Source organism: Planococcus wigleyi, from assembly GCF_014836985.1.
In the GTDB taxonomy this organism is placed as follows: Bacteria; Bacillota; Bacilli; order Bacillales_A; family Planococcaceae; genus Planococcus; species Planococcus notacanthi.
Genome location: NZ_JACSPU010000010.1, coordinates 1 through 22,355, shown reverse-complemented (window position 1 = coordinate 22,355; position 22,355 = coordinate 1). Strand labels below are relative to the sequence as shown.

The window sequence follows — 22,355 nt, the reverse complement described above, 5'->3', positions numbered from 1 at the left end:
TCCTATTTTTTACCGTTCAGTTTGTTTGCATAGCCTTCTTTATTTTCCTGGCGCGCGCGAGCAATCGCCAATGAATCCTCAGGTACATCTTTGGAAATGGTTGAGCCTGCAGCTACATAAGATCCTTTGCCTACAGTGACCGGTGCAATCAGATTCGAGTTGCAGCCGATAAAGGTATCATCTTCAATAACGGTCTGAAACTTATTTTTCCCGTCGTAATTCACTGTGATGGTCCCACAGCCGATATTCACGCCAGTGCCAACTTGAGCATCGCCAATATAGCTCAAGTGGGAAACTTTGCTGTCGTTCCCGACTTCTGATTTTTTGACCTCGACAAAATTGCCGATTTTCACGTCATTGCCCAAAACAGTCTGTGGACGAATGTGTGCAAATGGCCCTACAGCTGTATCCGTGCCGATGCTGCTGTCATGGATTTCAGAACTGCGGATTATTGTACGGTCGCCGATGACACTGTTGACAATATGGGTATTGGAAGAAATGATGCAGTCTTCTCCAATTTTCGAATTGCCGTCAATCGTGACATTCGGATGGATAATGGTGTCTGCTCCAATTTCAGCTTGTGCACTGATGTAAGCAGTCGCAGGATCGATAATGGACACTCCGGCTCTCATGTGCTTTTCAGCAATCCTTTTGCGCATGATGCCTTCAGCCTGGCTCAACGCTACACGGTCATTTACACCCAATGTTTCATCAAAGCTGTCTGTCGCATAAGCCGCAACGATTTCACCTTGTTTTTGAAGGATCTCAATTACGTCAGGCAAATAATATTCACCTTGAACGTTATCGTTGGAAACCAATTTCAATGCTTCAAATAATGCTTTATTGTCAAAGCAATAAGTACCCGTATTGATTTCTTTTACTTGCTGCTCTTCTGGGGATGCATCTTTCTGCTCGACAATCTTTTCAACAATGCCTGCACTGTTGCGAAGAATGCGTCCGTATCCAGTGGGATTCTCGGCAATCGCCGTCAAAATTGTTGCTTTCGCCTGCGTTTCCGCATGTTGGTCAAGCAAAGCCTGCATTGTTTCCGGACGGATCAAGGGCGTATCGCCACAAACAACCAATGTCGTTCCTTCCAGTCCTTCAATCAATGAAGCTGTCTGTTGTACGGCGTGTGCCGTACCCAATTGTTCCGCCTGTAAGGCATATTCACTTTTATCGCCCAGTTGCTGCTGCACTTTTTCAGCGCCATGTCCGACAACCGTGACAATTTTTTCAACGCCGAGCTGTTCGACGTTTCCTGTTACATGCTCGACCATCGGCATGCCGCAAACCGGATGAAGTACTTTATACAGTTTCGACTTCATTCGTGTGCCTTGGCCAGCCGCTAAAATTACTGCATATGTATTTGCCATTCCTTACCCCTCCTTTTAATCCGATAGAATTCCTTTTTCACAATCCTATCCAGTCATTTCTTCTATTGCTTGATAGATCCAGTTTTCAGCTGGCTATGTCAATTAAAAAATTCGCTTTTCCTTATTGACTATAGCGGAAAAACCTTGATTTTTCAAGGTTTCAGAGCATGACAATACCATGACAAAAAAAGTCAAACAAAAAAAGAGCCCTTATTATGAAAGAAGGCCCTTTGATTCAGCTCTATTAAACGCTGGCATTTTCCAATACCGCTTCGTTTTCACTTTGCTCATATGCAGTTAAGACAGCTTCTTGAAGCTTGGTACGCGCGCTCGAGTTGATCGGGTGTGCAATATCCCGAAATTCTCCATCCGGAGTTCTTTTGCTCGGCATTGCGACAAACAAGCCGTCATTTCCATCAATCACTCGAATGTCATGGATGACGAATTCGTTGTCTAGCGTGATAGAAGCGATTGCTCTCATTCGGCCATCGGTTTGTACACGTCGTAATCTCACATCTGTTACTTCCATTCTCTTCATCACCCCTTATCTCAGCTGCTATTTTTCATTCCTAATTATGGGTATTCGCCATAAAGGACTAATCTCCTTCATAATTTACAAAACTTATTAGAAAATTTGCTCAATGGAATAAAAAACCGGAAAGAAAGCTGAGTTCATCGGCAAAAAAAATACAGGCAAGCCCATAGTTCATGGGTTTGCCTGTATCCTTCAAAAAGAATTACTTAGCTGTTCACTTTTGCAATAACTTCGATTTCCACTTTTACGTCTTTTGGCAAACGCGCCACTTCGACAGTTGAACGCGCCGGCTTATGGTCTCCGAAATACGCGGCATAAATCTCATTCATTTCTGCAAAATCGTTCATATCTTTAATGAAGACAGTTGTCTTGATCACGTCACCAAGAGAAGAGCCCGCTTCCGCAAGAACCGCTTTCAGATTTGAAAATACCTGATGCGTCTGGTCAGCAATTGTGCCTTCAACCAATTCGCCGGATGCTGTTAATGGAATTTGACCTGAACTGTATAGAATTCCTCCTGAAACCACGCCTTGTGAATAAGGGCCAATCGCTGCTGCCGCTTTGTCTGTCGCTACGTAATTCATATTAAATTCCTCCATTTTCAAAGTAGTTTCCTTCTTCTAATGCAATGGTGCGTTCTTTTTCACTGACTTCATGCAATTTAACAAGAGACAGGTATTTTTCAACCAGCCGCTCATCCGAATGCTCCGCCTCTACAAGGACTGCAACACCCGCTAACGTGCATTCGAACTCTTCCAGCAGATTCTTCATGCCGTTCATCGTTCCGCCGACTTTCATGAAGTCATCGGTGATGAGTACACGTTGGCCGCTCTTCATGCTGCGTTTGGATAACACCATGGTCTGTATGCGGCGGGAAGATCCTGATACATAATTGATGCTGACTGTAGAGCCTTCCGTCACTTTGCTGTCTCTCCGGACAATGACTACCGGCACATTCAAATGGCGGGCAATTGCATGGGCAATCGGAATGCCCTTTGTAGCTACCGTCATGATGACGTCAATTTTTGCATCAGCAAATGCCGTCGCAAATACTTTTCCGACACGGTTCATCATTTCGGGATTGCCCAGTACATCCGTCATGTATAAATAGCCGCCCGGCAACAATCTGTCGGAATGGCTCAGCTCTTCCATCAAGTCTGCCATAACGGCTTTGATGTCTTTAGCCTGCAACCTGGGAATATACTTAACACCGCCCGCTGCCCCTGGAACCGTCATCAATAAACCCGTTCCTTTTTCTTCGAATGTTTCTTTGACAATGCCCAAATCTTCACTGATGGAAGACTTAGCGGATTGGTACAGATCCGAAAAATACGTCAGCGGAATCAATTTATGCGGGTGTTCCAATAAAAATTGTGTCATATCAACAAGCCGTTCACTGCGCTTCCACTTCAAAACTACCCTCTCCTAAACACGAATGATTTATAGAAAACTTACCATAAATGTACGTATTTAAGCAAGCAGCTCCCGTTCGCCGATCAAGCGTACTGCATATACTTCCGAACAAAAGCCCCGTAAGCCATTATAAATCCGCGGAATGCGCGCTTCTTGATGGACCAGGCCAAAAACTGTAGGCCCGCTGCCGCTCATCAAGACAGCATCTGCTCCAAATTTTTTCATCTGTTCTTTTATCTGTTCCACTTCCGGATACAATTTCAACGTAACACTTTCCAACGCATTGCCTAAATTGGCACACATCGCTTCATAATCGCCTTCATTGAGTGCCCGAATCATCCCTTCTGTATCTGGATGCTGTGCAGATTGGACATCAAATGCACCATAGACATCAGCTGTAGAAACGCCAATTGTCGGTTTTGCCAAGATAACCCAGCAATTCGGTGGAGTCGGCAATTCCTGGATGATCTCACCACGGCCTCTGGCTAATGCGGTACCGCCATAAACGCAGAAAGAAACATCCGATCCAATTTTGGCACCCAGTTCCGCCAGCTCATCAAGCGACAGGTTCAATTGCCAAAGTTTGTTCAGGCCTTTTAATGTTGCAGCTGCGTCACTGCTGCCGCCGGCTAATCCTGCTGCTACCGGGATTTTCTTATCCAGGGAAATAATGACGCCGGTCTTTATATTGAACGTATCTTTAATCAATTGTGCCGCTTGGTAGGCCAGGTTGCGGGAGTCATTCGGCACAAAACGGTCTGCAGACTGAATATGTATCCCTTTTGCTGTTCCCATCAATCCAATGCGGTCCGATAAATCCACAGTTGTCATGATCATTTCAATTTCATGGTAATTATCCGGACGTTTATGTAAAACATCAAGTGTTAGGTTAATCTTGGCAGGTGCTTTCACGTAGAGCATCTCACTGCCTCCTTTATATTCTGATGAAGACTATTTTAACATACCGCGAGGCAATGGAAAGCAAAGTGCTGGCAGAAACAAAAAAACTCGCCTTCCGCTTGATTAAGCAGTAGCAAGTTTTGAAGAATCTTATAAAATGTAGTTCAATTATTTCACGACAAGTGCATCTTCTGTTCCTTCGTACACAGTAATTTCTACCGCTTCAGTTAAGATGTCTGCGTAGCTGTAAGACACGCGTTCAAATGCATGCTCTTCTTGATCAAGCTCAATCACAAACACAGAGTGATATGTTTCGCGCAGGATTCCAGCACGTTCGACCGTTTTCTTGCGACCTCCGTTTGCCTTTAAAAGCAATCGTTTTCCTAAATGCAGATCCAACGATTTTTTAATATCCGCCAAAGTTTTGGGCATTTTGTCTACACCTCACTATAGACAAAATTCTACCATAATTTATTGAAATAGTCAAGCAAATTCCTAATTTTATCAGCGTCTATCCGTTTATGTCAATATTTTTTTATTCGAAATATCTTTATCCCGAAATAAGTTGTGCCGATATTGTAACAGAATGCTGATATTAGTGGAAATAAGCGTATAATTTGTCGGCCAATAAGCCAAATTCTTTAATGGTCAAGGTCTCTCCGCGCCGTGCCGGATCGATTTCCGCTTCTTCCAACGCTTTTAAAATCAGTTCTTTCTTTTCTTTGCCAAGCGGCATCGCAACTTGAAGGTTGTTTAAAATAGTTTTTCTTCGTTGAACAAACGACCCTCTCGTTACGCTAAAGAAGAAGTCTTCATCAATCACTTCCACTTCCGGCACTTCCCGTTTAGTCATGCTGATGACAGCGGAATCTACATTCGGCTGCGGCAGGAAAACAGATTTGGGAACAGTCAACGCCATTTCAGCCTGTGTATAGTACTGGATAGCGATAGAAAGAGATCCGTATGCCTTTGTTCCAGGTTTGGCTGTAATGCGCTCAGCCACCTCTTTTTGAAGCATAACGACCATGCCTCGGATCGGCAGCTTTTCCAGCAATAGTTTTAAGATGATGGGTGTCGTAACGTAATAAGGCAGATTGGCTACAACGACAATGTCGTCATACCCTGCCAATTCGTTGTCGATGGCTGCCTGTACATCCGTTTTTAGAATATCGGCATGAACGATAGAAATATTGTCGTAAGGAGAGAGTGTGTCGTCAAGAACCGGCAGCAGACGCTGATCGATTTCAAAAGCCAGTACTTTCCCTGCTTCTCTTGCCAAGTGCTCCGTCAAAGCACCAATACCCGGACCGATTTCAATGGCAGCAGACTGTTTTGTCAGTTTCGCCTGTCCAACGATTTTACGTAAAATATTGGGGTCGATCAGAAAGTTCTGCCCCAGACTTTTCTTCACTTTTAAATTGTATTTTGCCATAATCTGCTGTGTCCGGATGGGTGTAGCAATATCTTTAGTCATTGGTTTTCCTCCTGAATTAACGCTTGTACCGCTTTGATGAACTGGTCTTTCGAGATACCGAACATGTGAAGCCGCTTTTGGAGCTGCTTGCCGTTCGTATAGCCGATTTGCAGAGTGTTGCCGAGTTGTATACGGCGCTGCTTCGCTTTCGGATGGGCGACAAGTCCGGCATCGATCAAGTCTTCCATTGTAATCTCTACAGGACGCTCTTCCTGAAGCGGCGTATAGACGGCCTGCAAGGCTTCTCGGATGTCTTCATCGCGAGCATGCTCGATCCCTAAACCTTTGCCGTTTTTAGCAATCGTTTTTTCCTTCGCCAAAAATGCATGTTTCGCCTGAGGCACATGTTCTTCAATAATAGCACGGATCCGCCGCCCGGGATAATCAGGATCTGTAAAAACAATGACCCCTCTCTTTTGTTGGGCATGAGCAATGCGCTGCAGCGTTTCTGCTGAAATCGCCGAACCATTTGTTTCTATTGTATCTGCAATGACCGCTCGTTTGATTGCTACCGTATCGTCTTTTCCTTCAACTACTATAATTTCGTTTATTTTCATTTATTCTGTTCCTCTTTTCAAGCTTCTTGTTTTATTCTACACGTTGGCGGGTAGACATGTAAAAAGCTTTCCCGGGAAATATCCCAGGAAAGCCTGTAGTGGAATGGTTTGTAGATTAGTTAAGTACTCTCACTTTTACTTGTTTGCGCCCGAATGACAATGCATCGGATTTATTGGCCATGAACAAATCGATTTTATTGCCTTTGATTGCTCCGCCTGTATCGCCTGCGATTGCGTTGCCGTAACCTTCAACCCATACTTTAGAGCCTAGCGGAATAACGCTAGGATCTACTGCAATTACTTTAAGGCCTGGATTGGCATGCAGGTTGATGCCTGTCGCTGTAATGCCCGAGCATCCCGTGCAGCTTGCTGTATAAGCTGTAGCTGACACGTAGAATTCTTTACCGCCTGCTGGCTCTTCAGCTGGTTGGGCTTTTGCCGGTTCAGCTTTTGCTGGTGCTGGCGTTGCTGCTTTTTCAACAGAAGCCGTTTTCACTGCTGCTTTCTCCTGCTTTTTCTCTTGTGCAGGAGCTGCCTGTGTTGCAGGTGTTGCTTTTGCTGCTGGTGCCGCTTTTGTTTGAGCCCCACGTGAGACGCTGGCTACAACTGTCTTCGTACCGACTGCCGTTACTTGCTTGGTTGGTTCTTTTACAACTTTTTCGTTTTTAAGATCACGTTTTACTTCTTTACCGTTTTCTTTGATTACTTCATACGTTTTTTTAACTACACCATTTGCGCCTTTTTGAACGACTTTTTCGTTGCCTTTAAGCAATGAATCGTCTTTTTTTGTCTCTACTGCATATTTCACAGTATCTTCGACTACATCGGTGACCTTTTCAACACGAACCACTTTGACTTTTGAATTTGGAAGAACCAGTTCGTCCATTTCTTTTTCCACTCGGTCAAGTTTGCCTAAAGAAACTTTATGTTGTTTTAAAAAGTCAGCGACCGTAGTCGAAGTAGACCATACTTTCTTTTCATTAAGACCGTCTTGAATAGTAACTTCATAGGCTTTTTCAACTGAAATGGTTGTTTCTTCATCTACTTGTTCATCCAAAGCAGGTGATACCTTGTCATGTTTTGTAAGTTCAACATCCGCTTTAGCTAAAATTTCGGACACTGTATTTTCAGTTGTCCATGCAGAAGTAGCTTTTCCATCAACTGTTACGTTATATTGTTCTGCTGCATCCCACTCGAGTGCCAGATCTTCATTGATCGGCGTTTCCTTTGAATGGCTTAAGAAATCATGTTCTCCAGCTTCGATTTCCTGTTCCTCCAAAAATGCTCCAACTGTTTCTGCATGTGTTCTTACTTCTTCCTGTTCACCATTCGCTGTTACGGTAACCGTATTTTTTGTACCTTCATATATAGCAAAAGTTAAAACCGCTGCGAACAACAATACAGTTGCGATTGTGACCGTCAATGATTTACCTTTGAATATTTTTGATGAATTGGTATTATTTGCTTCATTTGACAAAAATAACTCCTCCTTCTTCACCTGAGTGATTATATGGGCTCATTTCCAATGTGTCAATCAATACGAATTTCTCAATTTCACTTTATTTGAGAAAGCTTATAAAACTTTTCTGCGTTTTGTGTTGTCGCTTTGGCGACCTCTTCTACTGAAATTCCTTTCAATCGCGCAATTTCTTCCGCAACCAATGGCACATAAGATGGTTCGTTTCTTTTTCCCCGGTAGGGATGGGGAGCTAGATATGGAGCATCTGTCTCAATCATCAAGTGATCAAGTGAAATCAACTCGGCCACTTCTTTCGGCTTTTTGGCATTTTTGAATGTTACGGGTCCGCCAAGCGAAATCATGAAGTTCATTTCTATACTTTCACGGGCCGTCTCCACACTGCCACTAAAGCAATGCATGACACCGCCGATTTCTTTTGCGTTTTCTTCTCGAAGAATTGTCAGCACATCTTCTGTAGCTTCCCGGTTATGGATGATAATCGGCAATTTGACTTTTTTCGCCAACCGGATTTGCTTCCGGAAAATTTCCTGCTGTACTTCTTTTGGTGATTTGTCCCAGTAGTAATCCAATCCGGTCTCCCCGATTCCCACTACTTTTGGATGAGCAGCAAGCTCTTCAATCCATTTCAGATCTTCTTCAGTACAATCGATTGCATCAACTGGATGCCAACCAACTACCGCGAAGATGAATTCATAAGTTTCGGCCAAATCGATGGCCCGTTCGATCGTTTTTCGGTCGAAGCCGATGACTACCATTTTCTCCACGTGATTTTCTCTTGCGCGCTCAATGACTTGTACAAGGTCCTCATCATATTGGTCTGCATTTAAATGTACATGGGTATCGATAAACATCAATCATTCTCCTCACATTAAGCTTTATTCTAATGGTTCTACCTGTATCTTTCTTCACAACAACATTACAATTAGGTAACAAAACATGTTAGTTCAATGTCAAAAGCGCTTTTTTCTCTGTAATACTGGGCATTAAAACCCACACAAACAAAAAAAGACCCACTGATAACAGTGGGTCAAAACAGGTCTTTTCCAGTAATCTTATTTAATTTTCGAGCCGTTCGGGAGCTTTTCAGCGACCGATGCCAAAGTCAGATACCCGTCTTTTTCACCAGCCAGGATCATTCCTTGCGAGAGTTCGCCCCGCAATTTCACCGGTTTCAAGTTCGCTACGACGACTACTTTTTTGCCGACCAGGTCAGCTGGTTTGTAATGTTCCGCAATACCGGACACCACTTGCCGCTGCTCGTAGCCCATGTCCAACTGAAGTTTCAGCAGTTTGGACGTTTTCGGCACAGCTTCACAATCTGTCACTGTCGCTACACGCAAATCCACTTTCGCAAAATCCTCAATCGCAATTTCCGGTACGTCCGGAACTTCCACGACCGCCGGTTCTTCTGCAGCAGGCGATTCAGTACCGCGCATTTGATCACGGATATATGCTACTTCCGGTTCCAGCTCAAGGCGCGGGAAGATTGGCGTTCCTTTTGACACGACTTGAGTGCCTCCAGGAATTTGGCCGAAGCTTTGAAGCGTATCCCAGCCAAGAGCTTCTTCTGTCAATCCAAGCTGCTCGATGATTTGTTTCGGTGCATTCGGTAAGAATGGCTGCAACATAACCGCAGTCATGCGAAGGCTTTCTGCCAAGTGCGCCATAACAGATGCCAATTGCTCTTTGGCAGCTTCATCTTTCGCCAATACCCATGGCTGTGTTTCATCAATGTATTTATTGGTCCGTGAAATCAATGCCCACACTTCACTTAAGACGATGCTGAATTGCATTCTTTCCATATGTTGCTCATAGACTTTTACCGTCTGCGCGGCTACACGTTGAAGTGGCCCGTCGAATTCGGTTTGCAGTCCGTTAATTTCAGGTATGGCTCCATCAAAGTATTTATTGATCATCGAGACTGTACGGTTCAATAAATTCCCCAAGTCATTAGCCAAATCAAAATTGGTGCGTTCCACAAACGACTCCGGTGAAAAGACGCCGTCAGAACCAAATGGCAGTTCACGCAATAGGAAATAACGCGTCGCATCCAAGCCATAGCGTTCTACGAGCATTTCCGGATAAACGACATTGCCTTTGGATTTCGACATTTTGCCGTCTTTCATCATGATAAAGCCATGGGCGAAAACTTTCTTCGGCAAGGGCAGATCCAAAGCCATCAAGAAAATCGGCCAATAGATTGTGTGGAAACGGACGATGTCTTTGCCGACTACATGGACATCAGCCGGCCAGTATTTATTGAACAAGCTATCGTCTTCTGAGCCGTAGCCAAGAGACGTGATGTAGTTGGACAGCGCGTCAACCCATACATAAATGACATGTTTCGGGTCTCCAGGAACCGGAATTCCCCAATCAAAGGAAGTCCGTGAAACCGACAGATCCTCTAATCCCGGTTTGATGAAATTATTGATCATTTCATTTTTGCGTGATTCAGGCTCAATAAACTCTACGTTATTTTCGTAGTATTCTAAAAGACGGCCAGCGTATTTTTTCATGTTGAAGAAATACGATTCCTCTTTTACTTTATGGACTGGGCGGCCGCAGTCTGGGCAGTTGCCGTTATCCAATTGATTTTCCGTGAAGAACGATTCACAAGGTGTACAATACCAGCCTTCATATTCGCCTTTATAAATATCGCCATTGTCGAGGAACGTTTTGAAAATCCGCTCGACGCCTTCTTTATGGCGGTTCTCCGTAGTCCGGATGAAATCATCGTACGTAATATCCATAGTCGACCAAACTTTTTTAGCAGCCTCGGCCATGTCATCTACAAATTCCTGTGGCTCTTTGCCAGCTTCTTTTGCTTTTTCTTCAATTTTTTGGCCGTGTTCATCCATTCCGGTCAAAAACCGGACATCAAATCCACGCAAACGCTTATAGCGCACCATCGCATCAGAAGCGACTGTCGTATAAGCCGTTCCAATGTGGAATTTTCCGCTTGGGTAATAAATCGGTGTAGTTAAATAAAAGGTGTCTTTGTTAGCAGTCACGAAAAATTCCTCCAGTTTTTTAGTATAATCCTTATTTTAACGAAGTCCCCTATTTTGTACAATCTTTCAATTCGACAAAGCCATTTTCCAGTGAAATTCGACATTTATCAGCTAATGCTGCGTCGGTTTTTTAGGGCTTTCTATACAACTATGTCAAAATTATGACTTCAAAACTCATGAATATCAAAAATATGATACAACTTATAAAATTTCATTATAAATTCGATAGTTTTTTATTGACCTAATTGCCAGTAGTTGGTATGATTTATGACAGGAAGTGGTAAATGTCGAATTTTGACGAATACACCCGATAAAATAAAAGGAGGACTATCATTATGAAATCAACAGGTATCGTTCGGAAAGTTGACGAATTAGGGCGTGTAGTTATTCCAATCGAATTGCGTCGTACTTTGGGAATCGCAGAAAAAGACGCTTTGGAAATTTACGTAGATGACGACAAAATTATCTTGAAAAAGTATTTACCAAACATGACTTGTGCAGTTACAGGCGAAGTATCAGACGACAACATGCAATTGGTTGGCGGCAAATTGATCTTAAGCACTGAAGGCGCAGAAATGCTGGTAAAAGAGATCCAAAACAACTTAAAGAAGTAAGATAAAAAAAACCAGGAAGCTAATGCATCCTGGTTTTTTTGATGCTTGCAAAGACAGAGTAGCTATTTTCAGTACCTAGCTTCAGCGTAGAGACTGCTTCAGCTTTTCTAGGTATGATAAGCCTGATAGACTTCTCGCTTAGACAGCTGGCGTTCGATGGCCGCTTCTTTGATGGCCTCTTTGGATGTCAGGTTCTTGGTTTCCATCAACTGGTCTACGTGTTCTTCGATAGATAAACTTTCCCACCACTTTACGCTTTCCAAAGGCTCCGGATCTGCATTGCCTTCCAGCACCAAACAAAATTCTCCGCGAATTTCATTTTCTTCTGCCCATATTACCGCTTCTTCAACAGTGCCTCTCAGAAACTCTTCGAATTTCTTGGTCAATTCCCGGGCCAAGGTGATTTTCCGTTCATTGCCGACCGCTTTTTGCATACTCTTCAAGCTTTCTTTCAGCCGGTGAGGTGCTTCGTAAAAGATCAGGGTCTCTTCTTTTTGGCTGAGTATGTCCAACTCTGCCTGCCGCTCTTTTTTATTGCGCGATAAGAATCCGTAGAACAAAAAAGGCTGCGGCGAAATCCCTGAAGCAATCAGTGCACTAAGGGCTGCATTGGCTCCAGGAATCGGCACAACAGGAAATCCTTCGGCAACCGCCCGTTTGACGATGTCTTCTCCTGGATCGGAAATACACGGCATGCCGGCATCGCTGACCAAAGCTACTGACTTGCCTTCTTCCAGGTACGAGAGGATTTTGAAGCCTCCGCTTTCCTGGTTGTGTTCATGGTAGCTGACCAATTTGGTCTGGATGTCAAAATAATTGCAGAGGTTTTTCGTGTTGCGCGTATCTTCCGCTGCAATGATGTCCACTTCTTTTAAAATACGCAATGCACGGATTGTCATGTCTTCCAGGTTGCCGATTGGAGTGGCCACCAAATACAAGGTGGATTGTTGATGCTGGAAACTTTTTTGGGATTTCATTTACCGTTCTCCTTTCCTTCAGCAATATAATGGATTTTCTGTGCCTTCGTTAACTGCTTGAAGGCATATTCCGCTTTCATTGCTGCCGGTTTCGTGTCGTAGCATTCGTGATGGATCAGCTTGGACGGCCCTTTGGCGCGTGTGTATTTCGCACCTTTTCCAGCGTTATGCGCCGCCAGCCGCTTTTCAAGGTTGTTGGTATAGCCAGCATAATACGACCCATCGGCACATTCCAGCACATAAAAATAATGATCACTGGCTGCCATATAACAATTCCCGCACATCTTCGGTATACTCGCCGTCGTCTCCGTAGACAATCAAAGGAGGCAAAATCTTTAAATCTGGTTTGCCGTCTTTAATGCCTTCAATCAACAAAGTATTGGCTTCCTTGCCCGCTTTCGGATATACAAGGCGGATCCGTTTCGGTTCTAAGCGATTCGCACGCATTGACGCAATCAAATCGATCAGACGGCCTGAACGATGGACAAATGCCGCTTTACCCCCTTGCTTCAACAATTGGCTCGCCGACAATACCGCCTCATCCAAGGTTAAGTGCAGCTCATGCCGCGCAATAGCCATGTGTTCACTGATATTTTTATCGCTCATTTCATGTGCTGGAAAATAGGGCGGGTTGCAGGTGACTACATCATATTTTTCAAACCCAAGCTGCGCGGGCATATTTTTGACGTCGCCTTCAACAATTTCAATTTGCTGTTCCAAACCGTTGTATTCCACGCTGCGGCGCGCCATATGCGCAAGCCGTTCCTGCAATTCTACGCCAATGATCCTTGATTCTGTACGGGCACTCAGAAATAACGGAATCGCTCCGTTCCCTGTGCACAGATCTACAATGGTGCCGCGCTTCAATGGAACATACGCAAAACGCGCCAATAATACCGCATCCAAAGAAAAGGAAAACACCGACGGACTTTGAATGATCCGCAGGTCTTCCGCCAATAAATAATCCAATCTTTCATCATCCACTAACATCTTTTCAACTCCTAGCATAACAAAAGGCTGCCGCCACACGAAGTGTCGGAAGCCTTTCTCTTTATTATCTTACAGACAGCTTTCTTCTGCCTTTATGTTCAGTTCTGTTTATTCAGGAACGATAAACAGAACAGGCAATCGTCGCCTTTTCGGGAACTGCCGAAATGTACATTGCAGACATGGTAGCCTTCATGATACAAGCGGGCTAAGTTATCATAGCCTTCACCAATATCCATAACAGCTTTTTTCAATTTCACCGGATCTACAGCAGCTACTTCCGGCACTGCTTGATGAAACTCATCCAACCGCGCGCGCAAATGATGATTCTCCAATTGCAGCGCATGATGTTCTTCCATCGTCCGAGCTACCACTGCTTTTAATTCGCTGAATTGTTCTTGCATGGATTGGAGTTGCTGTTCAAACTCCATTACCGTGTCCAAAAAATTCTTTTCCTTCACCTAAAACCACCTCACGCTCTCGTTCCTTGGCCCATTATCTCATCTAATGTGTATTCAAGTGTCTGTTCCTGCTCAGTCAATCGGATTTTCAACACCCGCTCTAAAATATTCATGCCTACAACACGGCCTTCGCCATCCGGTGTTGTTACTCGTGTACCGACATCCGGCATTTCTTTTTTCGCTGTTTCATACTCGTCATTCTCGTATTTTAAGCAGCACATTAAACGGCCGCATAAACCAGAGATTTTCGAAGGGTTCAGCGATAGGTTTTGATCTTTCGCCATTTTGATGGAAACCGGCTCAAAATCTCCTAAAAATGTTGAACAGCAAAGCATCCGCCCGCAAGGACCGATACCGCCAAGCATTTTCGCTTCATCTCGAACGCCGATTTGGCGAAGTTCGATGCGTGTACGGAAAATGGAAGCCAAGTCTTTCACCAAGTTCCGGAAATCCACACGGCCTTCCGCCGTAAAGTAAAAAATGACTTTATTGCGGTCGAAAGTGTATTCGACATCTACCAATTTCATATCCAAGCGATGCTCTTCAATTTTGTCGGTTCCCAGTTCGAAGGCACGGCTTGCTTCCAAACGATTTTCTTCCACCTGGTGGCGATCGCGGTCAGTTGCCACTCTTACCACTTGTTTCAAAGGCAGAACTACATCGTTTTCTCCAACAGTTTTCGTTGGTACAACCACTTTTCCATACTCTACGCCTCGTGCTGTTTCCACAATGACGTAATCGTCTTTTTCAATCCCTAATGCACCTGGATCAAAATAATATATTTTACCCGCTTTCTTAAAGCGGACACCTATGACATTATACAATTGCTACCCCTCCTGCAGATTCAGCATTAACTGCTCCATCAACAGCGTCCGGTTCATATTGCGCGGCAATTGTTGTTTGGCCTGTAAAACGGCCTGCAACTGCTTCGACAATACCGTAAAAGAACGCTGGAGAGCCATCTGCTTCCAAGTTTCTTCCATGTCTGGATATGTTCGTGCAGTTTCAAGACCTGCTTTTACCGAAGCAATGTCCCGATATGCAAATAATAACATGTCCAGACCTCTTTCGGCATCTTCTTTTTCTTTAAATAATGGCAGCCATTCTGCTTGAAGCATCAAAAGAGCCTCATGAACATTGCTGCCAGCCACTTCCACCAGTTTCAACACGGTTTTTCTGGCCTGGGCAAATTGTTCATCTTGAGCCAACAAGACAGCTTCTTCTTCGCTTTGCGTCAGCATGCTGACAGTTGCAGCCATTGATCCAGTCATTCCATCTGCTATCAGTTTTTCCATAAGCTTGGGACGCGACAGCGGACGAAAAGAAACCAGTTGGCATCTGGAACGGATTGTGCTCATCAATGCATTGAGCCTCTCAGTCAATAGAATGGCTGTCACATTAAACTCAGGCTCTTCCAAAAACTTCAGCAAAGCATTGGCAGAAGAATTGTTCATGCGGTCTGCCTGTTCAATCACGTATATTTTACGGCCTGTATTCAAACCGGTTTTATTCAATTTGAAGATTAACTCACGGATTTGGTCAATTTTTATGTTTTGGCCATCCGGTTCGATGAAAAGAACGTTGGTGTGGTTGCCGGAATTATAGAGCTGACAACTTCGACATGTTTCACATGGAACATTTTCCACAGGCGATTCACACAGCAGCAGCTTGACGAAAAAATGCGTAATTTCCGTTTTGCCAGAACCAGCCGGACCTTCAAACAGATAAGCGTGCGCTAACCGGTCTTTTGCATAAGCACCTTGGAGCCGCTTCATCACCACTGGCTGCATTTCCAAAAATTCATCAATTGTTTTTTGCACAAACTTCACCTTCAGACTTTGTAAAAAATCCCGTGTTCCGGTTGGAGCACGGGTTTTCTTTTATCGTACTGGCTGCCGGGCAGCCGCCTTTATTTAAAAGTGGTGGAATTGTTCAATCGGCAAGACGAAAATAGTTGCTCCGCCCACTTCAACTTCCACAGGATAAGGAATATACGAGTCAGCATTTCCACCCATCGGCGATACAGGTGCTACCATCTGTTCACGAGACCGGCAGTTTTCACGAATCAAATCCAGCAACTTCGGTACCAGGTCATCTTCTACACCGATTAAAAAGGTTGTATTCCCTGAGCGCAAAAACCCCCCTGTACTGGCAAGCTTGGTAGCCCGGAAATCATTTTTCGTTAACGCGTTGGATAATCGGTTACTGTCTTGGTCCTGTACAACTGCTACTACGAGTTTCATCAGCACTCACTCCTTTTTGTCTTTCTTCTATATAAGTATAACATGAACAAAGATATACGCTGCATATCTTTCCAGCTCTTTGCCAAAAAAACGGTCTTATCAAAAAGACAGCTGACCCTAAGAAGGATCAACTGCCGCTTGCCGTTCTTCTATAAATCGTACAGCTGTTTCCAATGCATCAGCATAAACGATGTCCAGTTCATTTTCTGCATTGATCAAGCGAATTCGTTCGGGATTCTGGCTCAACAGCAAGAGGTATCCTTCTCTTACTTTGTAATGGAATTTCATTGATTCTACATCCAAGCGGTTGATCTCACGGTCTGAATCTTTTTCGATCCGTGCCAGACCCACTTTCGGATTGACATCAAAATAAAGCGTCAGATCCGGCATGTATTCATCGATGGCAAACTTGTTGATGGCGAAGATCTCTTCCATTCCAAGACCCCGTGCATAGCCCTGATAAGCTAGACTCGAATCAATGTAACGATCACATAAAACGATGCTTCCCGCTTCGAGTGCTGGAATAATTTTTTCGACCAAATGCTGCCTTCTCGCTGCTGCATATAATAAAGCTTCTGTTCGCGCGTCCATTGCGGTGTTGTTCCGGTCCAAGATCACTTGACGAATTTGTTCAGCTATGTCGATGCCGCCTGGCTCACGCGTGCAAACCACAGAAAATCCTTTTTCCTCCAACGCAGTTGCCAGCATTTTCAGGACCGTTGACTTTCCCGATCCTTCTCCACCTTCTAGGTTGATTAAATAACTCATTTTCCAGCTCACCTTATTCCATGAAGTTAATCATTTTCTACTGTTTCAAACTCTTTTTACTATACACGAAATGGCTTCGATTTTATAGTGACCAGCAGAAAACCAACTATTCTTCATCTTCTGCCACTTGATATGCCCGGCGGAACAACTCCATTTGGCTGTCTATCACTGGCTCATCGTCCTTGCGCGGCACATAATGGTAAACCCCGTCCGCATCCTGCTGTCTGGCTTTGACATTATCGGCAAGCCCCAATTCCAGTATGTTTTTCACTTGCTGTTTAATGGTTTCGTCAACAATCGGAAATAAAATTTCAATGCGGTTATTTAAATTCCGCGTCATCATATCCGCTGAAGATAAGAAGGTCCGTCCTTTGCCGTTATGGTTAAAGTAATAGACACGGCTATGCTCCAACAAGCTGCCCACGATGCTCCGAACCTGAATGTTCTCACTGACCCCTGGGATTCCTGGACGCAGGCAGCAGATCCCTCTGACAATCAAATCCACTTTCACACCTGCATTGGACGCTTCATACAACTTCATAATAATGAGCTTATCCGTCAGTGAGTTCATCTTCGCAATGATGCGGCCATTGCCATGCTTTTTCTGGAAACGAATTTCCGTATCGATCAAGTCGATGATATCGGTCCGAATTGTAAAAGGCGCTACCGATAAATAATGGAACTCCGGCTTCTCAGTATAGCCGCTTAAATAATTGAAGAAGTTGGTAGCATCAATTCCGAACTGCCTTTTCGAGGTGAACAAGCTCATATCTGTGTAGATTTTTGCCGTCTGATCGTTGTAATTGCCGGTTCCTAAATGCACGAAACGCTCAATTTTATCGTCTTTTTTCCGCACGACCAAGGTGATTTTGCTATGGGTTTTCAAATGCGTCATGCCATAAATAACGTGGCATCCCGCCTTTTCCAACTCTTTTGCCCATTGGACATTATTTTCCTCGTCAAAGCGGGCCTTTAATTCAACCAGCACGGTTACTTGTTTGCCATTCTCAGCAGCTCTTTTCAGAGCCTTGATTACCGGAGAATCACCGCTCACCCGGTAAAGGGTCTGCTTGATGGCCAGGACATCGGGATCATCAGCGGCTTCTGAAATAAATTGAACGACCGGTTCAAATGATTCATACGGATGATGAAGAAAAACATCCTGCTCACTGACCTTTTGAAAAATCTGCTTGCCTGTTTCCATCCCTGCCGGCAGCTGCGACACTTTGCCTTCAAAGACCAAATGCTCCCAAACTGGTGCCATTTTTTTATAAAAGCTGAAAAACACCGTCAAATCCAAAAATCCTTCAATAGCATAGACATCTTTTTTATGGACTTCCAGTTCATTGGTCAAGTATTCCAAAATGGCCGGATCAAATCCTGGCTGCTGAATCTCCAGCCGGACAGCCGCTCCCCATTTGCGTTTCCGGAGCTCTTCTTCAATTTCCTTCAGCAAATCACGTGCGCCTTCTTCATGGATCGTCATGTCGGCATTGCGGGTAATCCGGAATACCGACGTTGAAATCACCTTAAAACCATGAAAAAGTTTGCGAATGAAGAAACTGATGACATCTTCCAGTAAAATCAGTTTGTAGCTGCCCTTTTTCGATTCCAGGCGGACAAACCGATCCAGTACAGAAGGCACCTGGACAATGGCGATTTTTTGCCCTTCTTCCGCCTGGTCTTCTACGTCTTCCAGCACCACCGCCAAATTGATGCTTTTGTTGAGCAACATGGGAAATGGACGGTAAGCATCGATGGCCATTGGCGTCAGTACCGGAAAAATATGATCCTCAAAATGCCGTTCCATTATATCCAATTGGTCTGCACTTAAATCCGCCATTTTGACGAATTCTACGTGCTCTTTTTGAAGCTTTGGCAACAATGTTTTTTGCAGCGTTTCATATTGCAGATCCACCAATTGATGGGTCTTCATCGCAATTTCATTTAATTGTTGCTTTGGCGTCATTCCCGCTTTATTCTCGGGTTTCGTAAACCCGACTTTCACCTGATCCTGCAGCCCTGCTACACGGACCATAAAAAATTCATCCAGGTTGGAGCTGAAAATCGCCAGAAATTTAAATCGTTCCAATAACGGGTTCCGTTTATCAAGGGCTTCCTGCAGGACCCGTTCATTAAAAGCCAGCCAGCTCAGTTCGCGGTTATTGTAATAAGAAGGATCCCTGAGTTCCACGCTTTTCTTTTTTAAAGTCTCCAATTTTGACTCCACCTTTTACTTATAATCCATTTATCTATCCTATCACCATCTGCCTGTCAGCAATACGAGATATGTCACTTGAAATGTTAATTATTTGTAAAATTTAAAATCAATCGTTTTCTTTAACTGCTTCTCTAAATGCTTTTTCTGTTTTTCCACCTGGTATTGTTCCGGCTTCCAATCTTCTCGGCATTGCACAGAAAAAACAAGTTTGTCCTCGTTTTCTTCCAGCTCAATCGTTTCCACAATATCACGTTTAGTTGCATTCAAACTGTACGCCAGCTTGATGATAGCGCCAAGCAGGCTGTATTTCGCCAACTCTTCTTTATTGAACCATTCCTCATACACATTAACGTTCCGTTTAAAGACCTCTTTATTTTTAAATGAAGCCATCAAAGCAATGACGATTCGGTCTTTGTGCAGCAAACCATCGATGGTGCGGTTGCCCAATAAGTAAAAAGTATGCTGATGGCTGGATTCCGAATCGATGTAGCTCCCTAAATTATAGAGTGCACTGCTGAGCTTCAAACGCTTATAGTCCAACTCTTCCAATGACAGCAAGCCCAACTCTTCCAATTCCTTTGAAATCAGCAAAGCACTATTGGCAACATGGAATGCATGGGTCAAATTGATGCCATAATCGATAGCCAGCTCGTGAAAACTTTCTTCCACAACATTCGGAAATACCGACAAATCGAAATCCTTGGTCGTCTCTTCATAAAACACACCATCCCTTAAGCCTTTTCTGCTGAGGGCAAACTGTTTGGTGTCGATCAATTCCATTAAATAGCGGAACACTTCAACAGCCGGGATGATGATATCCGCCCGGTCCTTCGACAGCCCTTCCAAGCGCTGCAGCTCTGAAAAATCCACTGACTTCAATAAATCACTGACTTCTTCTACGTCATCTCTGCTCATCATGTATTGATGAACACCAGACAGCGGATATTCAATATGCTCCTGATGGATCTGAGCCATGTTCCGCGCACTTCCCCCAATGCCGATCAACGGCAAACGCTTATCAGCCAGCCATTCCAATTGATCAAACTGCTCTTTTAAAAACGACCGCAACTCGCGCAATTCGCCTTTGGTCGGTGTGTTTCCTTCAACAAATTGCTGTTTCAATGATAAAGCACCAAACGGAAAACTGTAGAAAAAAATCAGCTGGCGATTATGGAAATAGGTAACTTCTGTACTGCCACCACCAATATCAACCGTAATGCCGCTGGCGAATGGTGTGGAATTGACGACGGCCAGGTAACCGTAGTTCGCCTCTTCAAATTCCGAGAGGATACGCATCGTAAAATCTGTTTCTTTTTCCACTGCTGCCAGAATGCTGTCTTGATTTACAGCTTGGCGCACAGCCGCCGTAGCCACACATTTGATGTCTTTCAATTGATGATGGCGGGTCACTTCCTGAAAACTTTTTAAAGTCTTGATCAGTACATCGATGCCTTCCTGTTTCAACACATTGTCTTCATTTAAATAATTACGGAGACGAGCAACGGCTTTCACGTTCTCACTCTCTGTAAAACGTCCGCTTTTATCCCGCGTGTAAATGACGAGCCTGATGGTATTCGAGCCGATATCAATGATTGCATACTTTTCCTGTTCCATGAAAATCCCCCACATTCTGTACCAAGTAAATGATGTTACAGTATACCCTCTTTAAGCATTTCTTATGCTCGGGATGTTTCTTGCTGAAGCACAGACAATTCTTTAGATGCGAGCCTGTGGTCTCCCTGTATCTGTGCATCAGAAGCCAGGTAATTCATGAGTTCCTCGACTTTGGCCAATGTCCATTTCTCGCCCGCCACCACCAGCGGAATACCCGGTGGATATGGAATCACCATACCCGCTGCAATACGGCCGATAACTTGTGTATAAGGCACCCATTCCTGATCCGTCAAATCAATTTCTTCAAAAGACAATTCGGGAACTGTTACTTGGGATACTGTTTTCACTTGGACTCTCATGTCTTTTCTCGCTTCGCCTTCCAACAGCTGTACCGCTTCTTTTAAACGGCTGCGAATTTCGGCAAATGGATAGGCATGCCATTGTTTCATTAAAGGCAAGATCAACAAGACCTGATAAAGGTCTGCCAGCTCAACATGAACCCCCGTTTTCTCCAGCATCTGTTTGAACTGGTAGCCGCTGTGATGGGCAACCCTCAGCATGATTTTCAGTGGATCATCAGACTCTACCACCGCCAAATGCGGAATCATCCGCAGGCTGCTGAGAAAACGCTCCCTCTTTTCATTGAACATCCGCATATCAGGCTGCGAATAATTTTGAAGATAAGAACGTGCATCATCCAATGAGGCAAGGATCAGATACGAAGGACTGCTTGATTGAAACATCCGTAAGTATTTTTGGATTCTTTTCACATTTACACGTTCGCTTCCAATATGTAAAAAAGAGCCCATCGTCATAGCAGGCAATGTTTTATGGGCTGACTGTACGACTACATCTGCACCAAGAGACAACGATGAGACCGGAAACGGGGCGCCTGCCTGAAAGTGGGCACCATGGGCTTCATCCACCAGAACGGCAATTCCATGTTCATGGCATAAAGAAATAATGGCAGTAAGTTCGTAGGAAACCATTCCATAATAATTGGGATAGGTCAGTACAATGGCCTTGGCTTCCGGATAGGCCTTTATCGCTTCTTCTACTGCCTTTAGAGGCACTGCAGCCGCTGTCATGGATTCCTCATCCCATTGCGGTGAAACGTAAACGGGCCGCACATGTGCAAGCTCCAACGCATGGAAGATCGACTTATGGGAATTGCGCTGAACAATGACCACATCCCCTTCTCTGCAAGCGGCGTGAATCATCGCCAGATTTCCGACAGTTGAACCGTTGACCAACAAAAAGCTGCGTTTCGCACCATAAGCTTCCGCTAATAAAAGCTGTGCCTCGTTGATCGCCTCTTCCGGATAATGAAGATCATCCAGACCCGCCAGTTCTGTCACATCGTACTGAAGAGCTGACTGAATTTCTTGCGGCAGTCCCGACAGGATGCCATGTTTATGTCCTGGTACATGAAAAGAAATGGGTTGTTTGTTTTGAAATTCGATTAATGCATCCACAATTGGGCGTCGCTGCGTCATGATTTTCCATCCTCACATTGATTGATTTACTTCATTATAACAATTTCAGCTGAGATCCGCGGTTCGGAAAACAGTCGGTTGGATGTTTTCAATTGCTGTAACTGATTTTCTCCAAACAAAAAAGCCGTTACCGGAATCGGTAACGACTTTTTTCATGTGCCCAGCGACGTCTTACTCTCACAGGGGGAGACCCCCAACTACCATCAGCGCAAAAGAGCTTAACTTCCG

Annotated in this window: 23 protein-coding genes and 1 rRNA gene; 1 reads left to right on the top strand and 23 read right to left on the bottom strand. The window is 44.3% G+C overall.

The annotated features are described in order from the left end of the window. Positions 1-2 precede the first annotated feature (2 nt). From glmU to metG, 11 genes are all read right to left on the bottom strand, one after another. Positions 3-1,376: a bifunctional UDP-N-acetylglucosamine diphosphorylase/glucosamine-1-phosphate N-acetyltransferase GlmU gene (gene glmU, locus H9630_RS18315; RefSeq protein ID WP_191716917.1), complete on the bottom strand. Its 1,374-nt coding sequence runs from the start codon at positions 1,374-1,376 to the stop codon at positions 3-5. Positions 1,377-1,620: 244 nt separating this feature from the next. Further along, a complete protein-coding gene (gene spoVG / locus H9630_RS18310) occupies positions 1,621-1,905 on the bottom strand; it encodes a septation regulator SpoVG (RefSeq protein WP_191716916.1) in 285 nt (94 codons plus the stop codon). Positions 1,906-2,117: 212 nt separating this feature from the next. Beyond that, entirely contained in the window at positions 2,118-2,495 is a 378-nt protein-coding gene (locus H9630_RS18305) for a RidA family protein (protein WP_191716915.1), read from the bottom strand. Position 2,496: 1 nt separating this feature from the next. After that, positions 2,497-3,324 (bottom strand): pur operon repressor, encoded by an 828-nt coding sequence (gene purR, locus H9630_RS18300; RefSeq protein WP_191716914.1) that lies wholly within the window; start codon positions 3,322-3,324, stop codon positions 2,497-2,499. A 57-nt stretch (positions 3,325-3,381) separates the two neighbouring features. Then, on the bottom strand, positions 3,382-4,245 hold the full coding sequence (gene ispE / locus H9630_RS18295) for a 4-(cytidine 5'-diphospho)-2-C-methyl-D-erythritol kinase (protein WP_191716913.1): 864 nt from the start codon (positions 4,243-4,245) through the stop codon (positions 3,382-3,384). 147 nt (positions 4,246-4,392) lie between these two features. After that, on the bottom strand, positions 4,393-4,656 hold the full coding sequence (gene veg / locus H9630_RS18290; RefSeq protein WP_006830753.1) for a biofilm formation stimulator Veg: 264 nt from the start codon (positions 4,654-4,656) through the stop codon (positions 4,393-4,395). Between the two features lie 163 nt (positions 4,657-4,819). After that, positions 4,820-5,698: a 16S rRNA (adenine(1518)-N(6)/adenine(1519)-N(6))-dimethyltransferase RsmA gene (gene rsmA, locus H9630_RS18285; protein ID WP_191716912.1), complete on the bottom strand. Its 879-nt coding sequence runs from the start codon at positions 5,696-5,698 to the stop codon at positions 4,820-4,822. Next, on the bottom strand, positions 5,695-6,255 hold the full coding sequence (gene rnmV, locus H9630_RS18280) for a ribonuclease M5 (protein WP_191716911.1): 561 nt from the start codon (positions 6,253-6,255) through the stop codon (positions 5,695-5,697). Before rnmV ends, rsmA begins: the two co-directional genes overlap by 4 nt. Before the next feature lie 115 nt (positions 6,256-6,370). Beyond that, entirely contained in the window at positions 6,371-7,732 is a 1,362-nt protein-coding gene (locus H9630_RS18275; RefSeq protein WP_191716910.1) for a G5 and 3D domain-containing protein, read from the bottom strand. Positions 7,733-7,809: 77 nt separating this feature from the next. Beyond that, positions 7,810-8,586 carry a TatD family hydrolase gene (locus H9630_RS18270; protein WP_191716909.1) on the bottom strand — a complete coding sequence of 259 codons (777 nt, stop codon included), beginning with the start codon at positions 8,584-8,586 and terminating at the stop codon, positions 7,810-7,812. 201 nt (positions 8,587-8,787) lie between these two features. Next, positions 8,788-10,746, bottom strand: a complete 1,959-nt coding sequence (gene metG / locus H9630_RS18265; protein ID WP_191716908.1) for a methionine--tRNA ligase — start codon at positions 10,744-10,746, stop codon at positions 8,788-8,790. Between the two features lie 335 nt (positions 10,747-11,081). Here metG and H9630_RS18260 point away from each other — a divergent pair, with 335 nt between their 5' ends. Further along, a complete protein-coding gene (locus H9630_RS18260) occupies positions 11,082-11,360 on the top strand; it encodes an AbrB/MazE/SpoVT family DNA-binding domain-containing protein (RefSeq protein WP_006830747.1) in 279 nt (92 codons plus the stop codon). Between the two features lie 107 nt (positions 11,361-11,467). Here H9630_RS18260 and rsmI read toward each other — a convergent pair whose 3' ends face one another. From rsmI to rrf, 12 genes are all read right to left on the bottom strand, one after another. Continuing rightward, entirely contained in the window at positions 11,468-12,337 is an 870-nt protein-coding gene (rsmI, locus tag H9630_RS18255; RefSeq protein WP_191716907.1) for a 16S rRNA (cytidine(1402)-2'-O)-methyltransferase, read from the bottom strand. Continuing rightward, on the bottom strand, positions 12,334-12,603 hold the full coding sequence (locus tag H9630_RS18250; RefSeq protein WP_191716906.1) for a GIY-YIG nuclease family protein: 270 nt from the start codon (positions 12,601-12,603) through the stop codon (positions 12,334-12,336). Before H9630_RS18250 ends, rsmI begins: the two co-directional genes overlap by 4 nt. Beyond that, entirely contained in the window at positions 12,590-13,327 is a 738-nt protein-coding gene (locus H9630_RS18245; protein WP_191716905.1) for a tRNA1(Val) (adenine(37)-N6)-methyltransferase, read from the bottom strand. The genes H9630_RS18250 and H9630_RS18245 overlap by 14 nt, the downstream gene beginning before the upstream one ends. A 98-nt stretch (positions 13,328-13,425) precedes the next feature. Further along, on the bottom strand, positions 13,426-13,785 hold the full coding sequence (gene yabA, locus H9630_RS18240; RefSeq protein WP_191716904.1) for a DNA replication initiation control protein YabA: 360 nt from the start codon (positions 13,783-13,785) through the stop codon (positions 13,426-13,428). An 11-nt stretch (positions 13,786-13,796) separates the two neighbouring features. Next, on the bottom strand, positions 13,797-14,609 hold the full coding sequence (locus H9630_RS18235; RefSeq protein ID WP_191716903.1) for a PSP1 domain-containing protein: 813 nt from the start codon (positions 14,607-14,609) through the stop codon (positions 13,797-13,799). A gap of 3 nt (positions 14,610-14,612) precedes the next feature. Beyond that, on the bottom strand, positions 14,613-15,605 hold the full coding sequence (gene holB, locus H9630_RS18230) for a DNA polymerase III subunit delta' (protein WP_191716902.1): 993 nt from the start codon (positions 15,603-15,605) through the stop codon (positions 14,613-14,615). 93 nt (positions 15,606-15,698) lie between these two features. Beyond that, positions 15,699-16,028, bottom strand: coding sequence for a cyclic-di-AMP receptor (locus H9630_RS18225; protein WP_191716901.1), 330 nt, complete (start codon positions 16,026-16,028; stop codon positions 15,699-15,701). Positions 16,029-16,145: 117 nt separating this feature from the next. Further along, a complete protein-coding gene (gene tmk / locus H9630_RS18220) occupies positions 16,146-16,796 on the bottom strand; it encodes a dTMP kinase (RefSeq protein WP_191716900.1) in 651 nt (216 codons plus the stop codon). Positions 16,797-16,902: 106 nt separating this feature from the next. Further along, the gene (locus H9630_RS18215) at positions 16,903-19,014 is read right to left on the bottom strand and encodes an RNA degradosome polyphosphate kinase (RefSeq protein ID WP_191716899.1); all 2,112 of its coding nucleotides are present in this window, start codon (positions 19,012-19,014) and stop codon (positions 16,903-16,905) included. 90 nt (positions 19,015-19,104) lie between these two features. Beyond that, a complete protein-coding gene (gene ppx / locus H9630_RS18210; RefSeq protein ID WP_191716898.1) occupies positions 19,105-20,631 on the bottom strand; it encodes an exopolyphosphatase in 1,527 nt (508 codons plus the stop codon). A gap of 62 nt (positions 20,632-20,693) precedes the next feature. Beyond that, on the bottom strand, positions 20,694-22,127 hold the full coding sequence (locus tag H9630_RS18205) for an aminotransferase class I/II-fold pyridoxal phosphate-dependent enzyme (protein WP_191716897.1): 1,434 nt from the start codon (positions 22,125-22,127) through the stop codon (positions 20,694-20,696). A 158-nt stretch (positions 22,128-22,285) separates the two neighbouring features. Beyond that, positions 22,286-22,355: ribosomal RNA gene (rrf, locus tag H9630_RS18970) — 5S ribosomal RNA — on the bottom strand; the annotation flags it as partial.